Origin of the sequence: Parafrankia sp. Ea1.12 (genome assembly GCF_900465275.1) — a bacterium.
Lineage (GTDB): Bacteria > Actinomycetota > Actinomycetes > Frankiales > Frankiaceae > Parafrankia > Parafrankia soli.
Map to the genome: position 1 here is coordinate 1 of NZ_UBIZ01000176.1, position 12608 is coordinate 12608.

At 70.9% G+C, this 12608-nt stretch carries 12 protein-coding genes and 1 pseudogene; 10 read left to right on the forward strand and 3 right to left on the reverse strand.

What is annotated here, in order from left to right; translation table 11 throughout:
• The 6 genes and pseudogenes from FMEAI12_RS05330 to FMEAI12_RS05355 form a co-directional block, all read left to right on the forward strand.
• Positions 1 to 267, forward strand: a pseudogene (locus FMEAI12_RS05330) (NmrA/HSCARG family protein); the annotation flags it as partial.
• A gap of 280 nt (positions 268 to 547) precedes the next feature.
• The gene (locus FMEAI12_RS05335; protein WP_146776638.1) at positions 548 to 922 is read left to right on the forward strand and encodes a hypothetical protein; all 375 of its coding nucleotides are present in this window, start codon (positions 548 to 550) and stop codon (positions 920 to 922) included.
• Positions 923 to 1126: 204 nt separating this feature from the next.
• Positions 1127 to 2341: an amidohydrolase family protein gene (locus FMEAI12_RS05340; RefSeq protein WP_112105188.1), complete on the forward strand. Its 1215-nt coding sequence runs from the start codon at positions 1127 to 1129 to the stop codon at positions 2339 to 2341.
• A 163-nt stretch (positions 2342 to 2504) separates the two neighbouring features.
• A complete protein-coding gene (locus FMEAI12_RS05345; RefSeq protein ID WP_235013722.1) occupies positions 2505 to 2945 on the forward strand; it encodes a Zn-ribbon domain-containing OB-fold protein in 441 nt (146 codons plus the stop codon).
• Positions 2942 to 4126 (forward strand): lipid-transfer protein, encoded by a 1185-nt coding sequence (locus FMEAI12_RS05350; RefSeq protein WP_112105189.1) that lies wholly within the window; start codon positions 2942 to 2944, stop codon positions 4124 to 4126. Before FMEAI12_RS05345 ends, FMEAI12_RS05350 begins: the two co-directional genes overlap by 4 nt.
• A 25-nt stretch (positions 4127 to 4151) precedes the next feature.
• Positions 4152 to 4925 (forward strand): SDR family oxidoreductase, encoded by a 774-nt coding sequence (locus FMEAI12_RS05355; RefSeq protein ID WP_112105190.1) that lies wholly within the window; start codon positions 4152 to 4154, stop codon positions 4923 to 4925.
• Positions 4926 to 4937: 12 nt separating this feature from the next.
• Here FMEAI12_RS05355 and FMEAI12_RS05360 read toward each other — a convergent pair whose 3' ends face one another.
• A complete protein-coding gene (locus FMEAI12_RS05360; RefSeq protein WP_112105191.1) occupies positions 4938 to 5354 on the reverse strand; it encodes a helix-turn-helix domain-containing protein in 417 nt (138 codons plus the stop codon).
• 61 nt (positions 5355 to 5415) lie between these two features.
• Here FMEAI12_RS05360 and FMEAI12_RS05365 point away from each other — a divergent pair, with 61 nt between their 5' ends.
• Complete coding sequence (locus FMEAI12_RS05365) at positions 5416 to 6177, forward strand: NAD(P)H-binding protein (protein WP_235013723.1); 762 nt, start codon at positions 5416 to 5418, stop codon at positions 6175 to 6177.
• A 74-nt stretch (positions 6178 to 6251) separates the two neighbouring features.
• Here FMEAI12_RS05365 and FMEAI12_RS05370 read toward each other — a convergent pair whose 3' ends face one another.
• Positions 6252 to 7439 (reverse strand): hypothetical protein, encoded by a 1188-nt coding sequence (locus FMEAI12_RS05370; RefSeq protein ID WP_112105193.1) that lies wholly within the window; start codon positions 7437 to 7439, stop codon positions 6252 to 6254.
• Positions 7440 to 8589: 1150 nt separating this feature from the next.
• On the opposite strand from FMEAI12_RS05370, the gene FMEAI12_RS05375 reads away from it, so the two are divergent.
• From FMEAI12_RS05375 to FMEAI12_RS05385, 3 genes are all read left to right on the forward strand, one after another.
• Positions 8590 to 9123 (forward strand): peptidase inhibitor family I36 protein, encoded by a 534-nt coding sequence (locus tag FMEAI12_RS05375; RefSeq protein WP_112105194.1) that lies wholly within the window; start codon positions 8590 to 8592, stop codon positions 9121 to 9123.
• 140 nt (positions 9124 to 9263) lie between these two features.
• Entirely contained in the window at positions 9264 to 10247 is a 984-nt protein-coding gene (locus FMEAI12_RS05380) for a hypothetical protein (RefSeq protein WP_112105195.1), read from the forward strand.
• A gap of 175 nt (positions 10248 to 10422) precedes the next feature.
• Positions 10423 to 11541 (forward strand): S8 family peptidase, encoded by a 1119-nt coding sequence (locus FMEAI12_RS05385; RefSeq protein ID WP_235013724.1) that lies wholly within the window; start codon positions 10423 to 10425, stop codon positions 11539 to 11541.
• Positions 11542 to 11651: 110 nt separating this feature from the next.
• On the opposite strand, the gene FMEAI12_RS05390 is transcribed toward FMEAI12_RS05385, so the two are convergent.
• A partial coding sequence (locus tag FMEAI12_RS05390) for an ADP-ribosylglycohydrolase family protein (RefSeq protein ID WP_112105196.1) occupies positions 11652 to 12608 on the reverse strand: 957 nt, incomplete at its 5' end.

Genomic DNA, 12608 nt, shown 5'->3' on the forward strand with positions numbered 1-12608 from the left:
CTCCGGCCGGGCCGGACGGCCGAGGCGCTCAGCCGCGCCACCGGCCGCGAGATTCGCTACGTGCACGTCCCGGTCGACGCCGTCCGGACCCAGAGTGCGGACGGCGCGGACGTGGCGGGCTTCCTGAACGGTCACGGCGGGTACGGCGTCGACATCGCCGCCGCCCGCGCACTGCATCCGGGGCTGATGAACTTCGAGACCTGGCTGTCCGGTCAGGGCCGGGACAAGCTCGCCAAGTTGTTCGCGGGTGGGAACCGACCCGGCTGAGCGCCGACTCTCTCCGGCGCTTGACCTTCACGTGGGCGTCAGGGTTCAGCGTCCGGCGGCATGACCGGCCTTTCGCGTCCTGGCAGTCCGTCAGACAGCCCCACAGGCAACCCCGGAAGCAACCCCGGAGGCAGCCCCGCAAGCCTCGCCGGGGGCGGCAGTGGCTGGCAGGTGCACCTCGCCTTCGACAACACCGGCGGCGCGCGGCTCGAGGCGGCGATCGAGGTGATGAATCCGCACGGCCGGATCGCGCTGTGCGGGGCTCTGCCGGCGAAGAACGGTGGCACAGCGCAGAACGGCGGCACCGGCGCGGCCGGGGCCGTCGAACCTGACCCTGGCCATCGGTAAGCGGCTCACGATGCGGGGTTTCCTCACGAGTGATTATCTCGACCGCACGAAGCAGGCCCACACCGAAGTCGCCGGATGGCTCCGTGACGGCAGCCTGACCCTTGACCAGACGATTGTCGACGGGCTGGAGAACGCCCCACAGGCCTTCATCGCTTCAGGCACGGCCGGTGGAGGTATGTCCGGTGGAGGGGCGCCCGACGGGCTGGTCGAGGACCGCGGCGACCTGACCTCGCCGCGAAGGACACTGCAGGTCGCGGCCTCGGCATTCGTGGTGCGGGAGGCGCCGGGCAAGCCGTCCACGCCTTGACTTGCGTAGTGAGTATGTGCTTACTTTTGACTTGGCGTCGCGGCCCCACAGAGGTGAGTTCCGGCGGGAGGAGGATCGCCGAGCGCGCGGCCGAGTTCCTCCGCCTGGTGCGGGCGAGGTCCGCACCATCCTGTCCGTTCCGGTGTCCAGTTTTCGCGCGCCGCGAGGCGTGGGTGGGCGACGTACTGAGTGGGGAGCCTTCTCGTGAGTATCCAGCAACCCGAAACTCGTCCGGATCTCGGTTACCCGCTGATCGACGCCGACAATCACTACTATGAGCCGTACGACTGTTTTACCCGCCTGATCGAACCGGCCTTCGCTGACCGCGCCATCAACGTGCGGGTCGACGCCAGGGGCCGCGGCAAGCTCTACTTCGGCGACCGGCAGTTCCGTTTCATGCGGGTGATCCAGACCGACTACATCGGCGCGCCGGGATCGCTGCGCCAGATGCTGGACGACCCCGACAGCAAGGACGGCTTCGTCCACCGCGAGATCATCCGCGGCTGGGACCACCCCGACATGATGCAGCGCGACGCGCGCATAGCGAAGATGGACGAGCAGGGCGTCCAGGCGGGCCTGATGCTCGGCACGGCGATGCTGCAGGCCGAGAACGAGCTGCACGACGACGTCCCCGCGCTCTACGCGAACATCCGCGCCTACAACCGCTGGCTGGACGAGGAGTGGGGCTTCAACCGGGACGACCGGATCATCACCGCGCCGATGATCTCCCTGGTGGACGCCGAGCTGGCCACCGCCGAGATCGAGCGGGTCATCGCCGCCGGCGCCCGCGCCGTCGTCATGAAGCCCGGTCCGCTGTGGGGCCGATCCCCGGCCGACCCCGTGTACGACGGGTTCTGGTCGCGGTTGCAGGAGGCGGACGTCAAGCTCGTCTTCCACAGCACCGACCCGCGCTACCTGGCCACGCTCGGCGTGCAGTTCGGCGAGTCGCCGACGCCGCCCCTGCAGGGCCAGACGCCGTTCCAGTGGTACCTCGTCTCCGGCAGGCCGGTCGCCGACACACTCGCGTCCTACGTCCTGAACAACCTGTTCGGACGGTTCCCGCGGCTGACCGTCGTCGCGCTCGAGTGTGGCGTCAACTGGGTCGTCCCGCTGCTGCACGACGTCGACCACGCCGCGCACATGGGCCGTAAGGGGCACTGGCCGGGCGGTGAGGTGGTCGGCCGGCCGAGCGAGATCCTCCTGGAGCACCTCTACGTCTCGCCGTTCTACGAGGAGGACGTGGTCGGCCTGGTCAGGGCGATCGGCCCGGAGCGTGTGCTCTTCGGGTCCGACTACCCGCACCCGGAGGGGGTCCTGTGGCCGGTGGAGTTCGCGGCCAAGCTGGACGGCCTCGACGAGCGTTCGGTGCGCATGATCATGCGCGGTAACGCCGCGCGCCTGCTCGGCATCGAGGACTGATCCCGGCCGGCGCGAAACCCGGCCGGCGCGAAACCCGGCCGGCGCGAAACCCGGCCGGGGTGCAGTCCGGCCGGTACACAGTCCGTCTGGCATGCAGTCCGTCCGGGGTGCAGTCCGTCCGGGGTGCAACCCGTCCGGAATGAGAAGGGAGCGAGCGGAAACGGTGACCGAAGCTGTCAACCGGCCGGCCGGCATGCCCGACCCTGTCGTGGCCCCGGTCAACGAGGGGATGTGGCGGGCGGCCGCGGCCGGGCGCCTCGACGTCCAGCGGTGTGCGTCCTGCGGCGCGCACCGCTACCCGCCCACCGACGGCTGCTACCGCTGCAGCTCACCGGAGTGGGAGTGGTCGACGGTGCCCGGCACCGGCACCGTGTACTCCTACATCTGGGTGCCCGACCGGACGCGGGCGGCCGAGCCGCGACCGGCCGTCTACAACGTCGCCGTCGTCACGCTGGACGGCACCGAGGGAGATCCCGTGCGGATCCTCAGCAACGTCGTCGACGCCTGGACCCAGGACGACCTCCAGGTCGGGCAGCGGGTCGGGCTCGCGCCGGTGACCTTCGGCGACGGCCTGGCCCTGCCCTGCTTCCGGACGCTGGCATGAGCGGCGGGTTCATCCGGGACGCCGCGTGCATCGTCGGGATCGGTCACTCACAGTACGGAACCCGCGGCTCGCTGGCGGCGCTCGGCCTGACCCGCATCGCCTTCGACGCCGTCCACGACGCCTGCGCCGACGCCGGGCTCGACGTCAGGGACATCGACGGGTTCGCCGGCTACTGCGACGACCCGACCCTGCCCGCCGACCTGGCCGTAGCGCTCGGCACCCGGGAGCTGCGGTACGCCGGCATGACCTGGGGCGGTCGCGGCTCGGGGCTGCCCGGCGCGGTGGCGGGCGCCTACGCCGCGGTCGCCACCGGACTGGCCGACCACGTCGTGGTCGTGCGCTCGATCATCCAGCAGGCGCGGCTGGGGCAGTCGGTGGCCGCCGGTGTGCAGCCGGGGCAGGCGATTGGGCTGTCGGCGTCCTACACCTCGCCGTTCGGCATGGCGCTGCCGGCCGCGATCTACGCGATGAAGGCCCGCCGGCACATGACGCTGCACGGCACGACGACCGAGCAGTTCGCGCAGGTCGCCATCAACGCCCGGCGCAACGCGGCGAACAACCCCGACGCGCGTTTCCGCACGGAGATCACCGTCGAGGATCACCACGCCTCCCGGCTGATCTGTGACCCGCTGCGGCTGCTGGACTGCTGCATGGAGTCCGACGGCGCCGCCGCCGTGATCGTCACGACGCCCGAGCGTGCCCGGGACCTGCGCCAGCCACCCGTGCGCCTCCGCGCGGTCGCGGCGACCGGCGAGTACAAGTGGGCCACCGCGTCGTTCAACACCGTCGACGAGGATTTCGTCAGCACCGGGCACCGCCGAGCCGCCCGCGATCTCTACCAGCGGGCGGGTCTGGGCCCCGAGGACGTCGACGTCGCACTGATCTACGACGGGTTCACGCCGTCGGTGATCATGAGCCTCGAGGATTTCGGCTTCTGCGGTATCGGCGAGGGCGGCCCGTTCGTCGAAGGGGGCGCCATCCGGCGGGAGGGCAGCATTCCCGTCAACACCCACGGCGGGAATCTCGCCGAGGTCTATCTGCAGGGCATCACCCACCTGCTCGAAGGCGTCCGGCAACTGCGCGGGACGGCCGTCAACCAGGTGGCCGGCGCCGACGTCGCCCTCTACGCTTCCGGGGTCGGCGCCTCGCCGGGCGGCGGGGTGCTGCTCCGCCGCTGGTGAGCGGCGCCCATCCGGAAGGAGAATCATGAGCTTGTTGGAGAAGTACGGACCCTGGGCTCTGGTGGTCGGCGGCTCGGAGGGAATCGGCGAAGGCTATGCCCGCAAGCTCGCTGCCCAGGGATTCAATCTGGTTCTCACGGCGCGCAAGCCGGGCCCGCTGAACGCCCTCGCCGACGACCTGCGTGAAGCCGGTACGGAGGTACGGGTCTTATCCGTCGACCTGAGCCGGCCGGACGCCCTCGAGCAGACGCGGACCGTGACCGACGACATCGAGATCGGCCTGCTCATCTACAACGCCGGGGCCAACAGCGTCCGCGGGGACCTCGTCGAGCTGGATCCGGAGGTCTACCGGGCGGTCATCGCCGTCAACGTCCTCGGCCAGACCGAGTTCGCCCGGCACTACGGCGGCCTCATGTGCGGGCGGAAGCGCGGGGGAATCATCCTGTCCGGATCGAGCGCCGGTTACATGGGCGCGCCGTCGCTCGCCGCCTACTGCGGCTCGAAGGCCTTCAGTCGCATCTTCAGCGAGGCGCTGTGGATTGAGTGCGAGAAGTACGGAGTCGATGTGCTCCACTTCTGCGTCGGCTTCACGGCCACTCCCGCGATGGCCCGGCTGGGGTACCCACTGGACGCCGCTCAGCCCGCCGACGAGGCCGCGCAGGAGGCCCTGGACAATCTCGCGAACGGCCCGGTGTGGATCGCCGGCGGGCAGCGGTCCGTCGAGAACGCGATCAACCGGTCCAGAGTCGACGACCGAGCCGAAGCCGTTCGGACCTTCGCCACCCCGGGAAGATTCTAGGAAGGGAAGCCTCTAGGAAGAACTGACGGAGCCTGGGTGCGAGACGGTGCCGTGACCGCGGAGAAGCAGGTCGTCGTGGTGCCGGCGGGCGGCCAGGAGGTCGTCGAGGTTGTCCCGGGCCCAGCTCCGGGCCGCGTCGACCAGTTGCAGCAGCGACCGGCCGAGGGCGGTCAGCCGGTACTCGACCCGGGACGGGTTCTCGTCGAAGGCGTTTCTGCTCACCAGGCCGTCGCGTTCCATCGCGCGGAGGGTTTCGGTCAGGACCTTCGCGCTCACCGAGCCGAGGATCTGCCTGAGCTCGGTGAACCGCCGCGGCCGCGCCTCGAGACACAGGACGACCATCGCGGTCCACTTGTCGCCGATCCGCACCGGGAATGCGCTCATCGGGCAGGCCGGATCGAACGTCGGGGCTTCGGCCGCGTTCTCCATTCGGCCAAGGGTAGCCGGTCACGTTGCGGTAACCGGCCCATCGTCCCCTAGTTTCTCCACCATGACAGGAACACAGCCCGCCGGGACGGGACCCCGGCCACCTGCTCAACTGCGCGCTGCCGTGCTCGGTGCCGGTGGCCGAGCCGGACGAGCCGTCAGCCGGGAGCTCGTCATCCGGGGACATCGAGTGACCGGGGTGGTGCGGGACATCCGTCGACACTCCTCACTCGGAGACCTCGGGGTCGACGTGGCAGAGGCGGATGCCACCCGCGGCGCCGACCTCGTCGAGATTCTGCGCGAGGCCGATGTCGTCATAGTCGCCGTGACGCCCTTTTCGGCGCCGCCGCCTTCGTTCGACGATTTTGACGAGGCATTTTACGAACATGTCGTGGCCGGGGTCGTCGGCGCCGCGCGGGGGTCGCCGGCGACCCGGCTGATCACGGTCGGGCTGTTCGCCACGCTGACCATGGCCGACGGGAGCACGGTCATGGACGACCCGGCGGTCTTCCCGCCACGGCTTCTGCCGTTCGCACGGGCCCACGCCCGCGAGCTGCCCGCGCTACGCCGCCTCGCGTCGGCGCACGACTGGTTGGTCGTCACCCCACCCGCGGGGCTGCGGGCCGATGGCGTCGATGACACGGCGGGCTACGCGCTCGTCGAACCGCCCGTCGACCACCGCGTGTTCGAAGGGGTGCTCGGGTACGGCCAGCTGGCGCGGGCCGTGGCGGATCAGTCCGAGACCCCGACCCTGCACCGGACCCAGGTGGCCGTTCTGCCCGCGCCGAGCACAGCCGTGGACGAGGCGGGCACCGGAATCGGGTGACCGCGGGCCGTGGCGCGAACGGGCGGCCGCCGGACGCCGGGACGGTGGGATGCCACCGCCCCGGCGTACCCGGATCAGGACCTCGTGTACGGCCCCGTCCAGAGTTCCTTGTAGCGCTGTGCGGCCGCCTGGTGGTAGTCGTAGCCGCATTCCTTGTCGTGCAGGGTGAACTTGCAGCTGTAGGCCTTCGAGCCGTCGAAGTAGGACTCGTAGGCCAGCCCGGTCGGCGACGCGGCGGCGTTGGTGAACACCGTGCGCATCTGCGTGATGAACGCCGGGTCGGTCGAGCCCCAGTCCTGGTCGTTGACGCCCCACTCGGGCACTGCCAGCGGGACGCCCTTCTCGGCGACCCAGGCCGCCCAGGCGCCGATGCCCAGCGGTTCGCCGTGCGGCCCGCGCTTGTCCGGGTCGCGCAGCTGGCCGTTGTCACTGATCGCGTAGAAGTCCGGCCCCGCGGCGTCGACGTACTGCGCGCCCGGCCAGAACTCGGTGACGTCGACGTCCTGGTTGGAGCTCTCGGCGTTGGGGTTCCACACCAGCTTGAAGTCCGGCGAGATGGACTTCACCACGTCGTGCCAGCGGATCCAGCAGGCCTTGAACGCCTCGGCGTCGCCCGGCTGCACGCTCCAGTGGTACCAGTTTCCGTTGAACTCCCAGCCGAGCCTGATGAAGGCGTTCTTGGACGGCCAGTACTCGACGAGCTTGTTCATGAGCGTCGAGATCTGGTCCTCGGTCGCGCAGTCCTTCACGTTCTGGTCGCCGGCGAACATCGGCTGGGCGAGGCTGAGCTCACCCGGCCAGGCGGCGTCGGTGAAATACTGCTTGACCGTGTAGAGACCGTTCATCGACCCCCAGGTCGTGACGCCGGTCGCCGGGTCCTTGGCGTCGTTCCAGGTCTCGGAGATCTGGACCGGCCAGCCGCGCCACGAGGCCCATTCATCGTGGTCGGCGTAGCCGGTACCGCTCAGTGCGGCCGCGGCGGGAGTCCCGCCGCCTCCGCCGGGCGCCGGGCTGGTGCCCGGCGTCGCCCCGGCGGTGGGAGTGGCACCCGCGGTGGGCGGCGTGCTCGGGCCGGGCGTGCCGGCGGGAGCGGTGCTGGTCGGGGCGGTGCTGGGCGGAACCGTGCTCGTCGGCGCGGCGGTGACCGAGGCGGTCGCGCTCGGTACCGGGCCGGCGCCGCCGCCCGAGCCCTGGGCCGGAAGGCAGGCGGACAGCCCCACCGCGGCGGCCGCGACAACGAGCGCGGCTCGCGCGGGCAGCACGGCCCTGTTTCTGGCCGCTGGTTTCGCCCGCCGGTTTTTCTTCACTGTTGAAAGCATTGTCGATTCGTCTCCTCAGACGTTCGGGTATGTCCCCCTCCCCATCCCGTCTGCAATTAACGGCGCCGGTCGCCGGCTTCTCCAAGGCCATCTGTCCGGACGCAGGGCGACCGTAGGAAAACGGTCGTCGGGTTGTCAACGACCGGGAGTTGGGTAACGCCGTGACTGTTGCGGCGACAACATCGCGCGCCGTGTGGCACATCGGCGGCGCCGGCCGGAATTGTGGCCCCGTCGTTTTCGGGGTGGTGTCCGCGGTCGGGCGGTCGGCGGGTCACGGGGCGTCCCGGACCGGCTGCGGGGAGCGGACATCCCCGGTGGCGCACGTGGTCCGGGGGTGCCCGTGCGGCGGTGCCCGACGGGCCGGGCGCGACGCCGGTTGATCTACCGGTCGGTAGCGATGCCACTGTTCGAACCGCCAGCGGTGTCAGGTTCGCGACCGGCACCTTCGGGTCATGTCTTTCGTCCCTTTCCTACCCTTGTGGCCCCTCGGTCCTCGGTGGACCGCGCGTGCGGCCGGCGGGCCCGGGTGCGGCGATCGCCCCGTTGCGATGGCCGGCGGGGTGGGTCGCCGTCGGCGAGAACACTGGGAGCCACACGGCGGCTGGTGTCGCGACCACGACAGGTCGCCGCGTGGCGCCGGGCGTCGAGGCGTTTCTCCGCCGCGACCGGGGCCTCGAATGCGTGCCGTAACCCGGGCACGTCGCCCCGAATCGCCAAACGTATCCGGACTTTCCTTCTGTTTCGGCCGGACGTGTGCGACACGTGCGCGACGGTGACATTCCGCCGGCCATTGCCGTCGACACGCGCCATGGTGGGTGTCCTGGACACCGGCCGCCTCGCCCCCATATTTTCGTCGCGAATACGGGTTCTACTTATCCGGGCAGTGGTTTACGGCCGAAGCGTGATCCGGCGGCAGGCGCGAAATGTGTCCGTCAGGTGGCGGTTCGAGTCGTGGTCGATCTCGCGGTCAGGTCGGAGGGACACCCGGCCACATGATGCGTGAACGATTTCGATCAACTTTCCGGAGAGTGATCCAGATGCCGTCGCGGGAGCGGCACGCACGAACCGACCCAACTACGCAAGGAGATTCTTCATGAACAGAACAGCCATTCGTCGCGGCATGGCCATCGCGTTCGGCGGGGCCTTCATGGCCGGAATGGTCGCGGTCGGGCAGCCGGCCGGCGCGGCCACCGGCCCCGTCACCAGCCCGAAGGTCGACGCGCCCGCGCCGGCGAGCGTCTCGAGCGTCGGGGCGGCCTCGACCAAGGCCACCCGTAACAGCACCGGGGGTGTCGGTGCCGCGCACCTGGACGGCGCCTGCAACCTGTACAGCAACGGCGACGGCGACCTCTGCCTGTGGTACTACCAGAACTACTCGGGCAGCCACGCGGACTTCTTCTTCGCGGACAGCAACCTCAACAACAACAAGTTCAACTCGCCCGGTGCCGGCCAGGGCGCCTATGTGGGCAACAACTCGGAGTCCGTCTGGAACTACGACCGCCACCTGACCGCCCGGGTCTACACCGGCGTGAACTACACCGGTACCAACGGAACCATTGCCCCGAACAGCGGGGGAAACTTCACCAGCACCTTCCGCAACAACGTCGAGTCGTTCCAGTGGATCTGAGCCGGACCAACGGCTGATCCGTCCTGATTTCACCGCTCCCGCCGACGGGACGCTGTGCGGAGCCGGTCCCCGTCACCGGTGACGGGGACCGGCTCCGGGTCCGTCGACCGGAGTCCGGTGGTGGAACGAGAGGAGACTCGATGCCCCCCAGGGCGGGCCGCCACCGGTGCCCTGCTCCCCGCCGGTGGCTCGATGCCCGGTGGCCGCGGCGCGCCGCGCGCTGCCTGCTGGCATCCGCGCTGGTGCCGGCGGCGCTCGGCGCCGGCTGCGGTGCCGCGCCACCGCAGCCGGCGGCCACGGTGTCGGCGACAAGCCCGCCGGCGCTGCTCGACGGCGCCGCGCTGCACCTTCCGCTCGACCGCTATCTGCTCGGGCCGCAAGAGTCCGAAGCGGTCGCGCGGTCCTACCGGATCCTGCTCGCCGAGTGCATGCGCCGGTTCGGGCTGCCCAGCCCGCAGCGGTCCGGCGCGGTGGACGGACCGGCCACGCTGAACGAGCGCCGTTACGGCATCACCGACCTGGAACAGGCCAGGGCGACCGGATTCCGGGTGTCGGAGCCCGGTCCCGACTCCGGTGCCGATCCCGAGTCCGGCCCGTCGAAGCCCGGGGGACCGGCGGGATCGGCGGGACCGGTCGATCCCCGGACGCTGGAGGTGCTCACCGGGACCGGCGGCGGGACGGTCGCGGGCCAGGCCGTGCCGGACGGCGGCTGCTCCGGTGAGGCGCAGCGCCGGTTGACCGCGGGCGCACCGCCGGTCGAGGACATGTACCTCGCCCAGCGGCTCGCCCAGGACAGCTATGTCGACTCCGGACGTGACCCCCGGGTACGCGCGGCGCTGCGGGCCTGGTCGGGGTGCATGCACGGCCATCATTTCGACTACCCGACGCCGCTGGCGGCCGCCGGCGACCCGCGTTTCCGCAGCGGGCCGGTGTCGGCGGCGGAGATCACCGTCGCGACCACGGACATCGCCTGTAAGCGGCAGACCAATCTGGTCGGCGTCTGGTTCGCCGTCGAGTCGGAGATCCAGCGCCCCGAGGTCGCCGCGAATCGGGAGCCGCTGGAGCGCATCAGGCGCACCAACGAGATCCAGCTGAAGGTCGCGCGGAGCCTCGGACTCGGTTAGCCCTGCCAGCCCGAGGAAGTCAGCGAAAGCGAACCGAAGTTCGGCTTCCAACCATCAAACGGAATCATGCGCGACGAGGCCGGATATCCTCCGGCCGGGTTAGGAGAAGTACGCAGCAGTGAAGAGACATCTACGCCGGGCCGCGGCTACCTGCGGATTCATCGGCGCAGTGGCGATGACCCAGTTAACTGCTCCGGGTGCCGCGTCCGCGGCGCCGCCCGACCTCACCGGCCGTTACATCGTGGTGCTGAAATCCGCGCCCTCGGCGGCCGCCTCCGCGGCGGCCGCGACCCGGGCCCGGGATCTCGGTGCCCAGGTGACCCGCGAGTTCCAGTACACGCTGAACGGGTACTCCGCGCAGCTCGACCCGGCTCAGCTTGCCGCCGTCCGGGCGGATCCCGAGGTCGCCTACGTGGAACCCGACCAGGTGGTGCGGGCCGATACCGAGCAGCGAACGGCAGACTGGGGCCTGGACCGCATCGACCAGCGCAAGCTCCCACTGAACCGGGCGTACACGTACGCCTCGACCGGCGCCAGGGTCACCGCCTACATTGTCGACACCGGTATCCGCACCAGCCACCGGGACTTCGGTGGCCGCGCCTCCGGCGGTTTCTCCGTCATCGATGACGGTTACGGAACCGAGGACTGCAACGGCCACGGCACGCACGTCGCCGGAACGACCGGGGGAACGGCGCACGGCGTCGCCAAGTCGGTGCGGCTCGTCTCGGTGCGTGTTCTGGACTGCGCCGCGTTCGGCACCGTCAGCGGCGTCATAGCCGGCGTCGAATGGGTCACCGCCCATCACGGCAGTGGCCCCGCCGTGGTGAACATGAGCCTGACCGGCGGCGCGTCGCGGGCGTTCGACCAGGCGGTGCGGCAGTCGATCGCCTCCGGCCTGGTGTACTCGGTGGCCGCGGGAAACAGCAACGACGACGCCTGCGCCATCTCGCCCGCGCGGGTGCCCCGGGCGATCACCGTCGGGGCGACGACGACCGCCGACAGCCGGGACACCACGTACTCCAACTTCGGCTCCTGCGTGGACGTCTTCGCTCCGGGGACCGGGATCACCTCGGACTGGAACACCTCCGACACCGCCACCAACACCATCAGCGGGACGTCGATGGCGACCCCGCACGTCACCGGTGTGGCGGCGCTCTACCTGCAGCAGCATCCCGGCGCCGGGCCCAACAAGGTGCGCGACGCGATCGTGGACACCGCGACCCGCGGCGCGCTGACCAACATCGGCGCCGGCTCGCCGAACCTGCTGCTCTACTCACGCGGGTCGGGCTTCTGACCCATCAAGATAGTCAACAATGTTGACGTTCCGCCTCAGGCAAAAACAATCTTGAAAACCTGAGACAGCCCAGTGCAAGGCCGGGCTCGGCGGGGGAGACGCGCTTCGCGTCAGCCCGCCGGGCCCGGCTCGCGCAGTGTGGCCAGGCCGTCCGCGAGGACGTCGATCGTGCCCCGGGGCGGGAGCAGGGCACGTGAGCTCCAGGGGAGTTCCGCGCGGATCTCCTCGGGCGTGTGGCGGCCCCCCAGGATTCCGCCGGTGAGGGCGGCGACCGTGTCGGTGTCCCCGCCGAGACCGATCGCGGCCGTCAGCGCCGCGCCGAGCGTCGGCCGCGTCGCCACGCAGTGCAACACGGCGCCGAGGGTCTCCACCGGGTCGAGGCTGACCCCGGCCGGCGGTGGTGCCCACCGTCCCCGCTCGATCGCCCTCACCAGAGCGGAAAGCGACTGAACCGCGTCGACCCCTGCCAGCGCGGCGGGCCCGGCCAGCGCGTCGGTTCCTGCCACTGCGTCGGACGCTGCCGGCGAGGCGATCCCGGCCAGCGCGTCGGCCTCCGCCGCCGCCACGGCCAGCAGCATCGGCCCGTCCACGCCCTCGACCGCCCAGGATGCGCAGGCGGCGGCGACGGCCGCCGCGGCCTGCGCGACCGGGTCGGGGTGGGTGATCGTCGACAGCGCGCGCACCCACTGACGGCGCCGTTCCGTCGCCTCCGGCGCGGTCGCCCAGCCGATCGGCAGCGCCCGCATGAGGGCGCCGTTGGTACGGCCGCCCCGCGCCGGTGGCCTCCCGTGTGCGCGGAAATGGTCGATCGCGGCGATCGTGCTCGGGCCCAGCCCGTAGATCGACGCCGCCCGGTCGGCCAGCGTCCCCATCAGCGCGGCCGGATCACCCGCGCCGCCGTGGGTGGTCAGGTGCTCCGCGACGAGCAGAGTCAGCGCGGTGTCGTCGGAGGTGCTGCCGCGCTCCCACCGCCCGCGGGCCGGGATGTCCGCGGCCCGCCGGAGGTCGACGTCCCGCGGTGCGCTCCCCTCCCACGGGAGCCCGAAGGCGTCGCCGCACGCGTACGC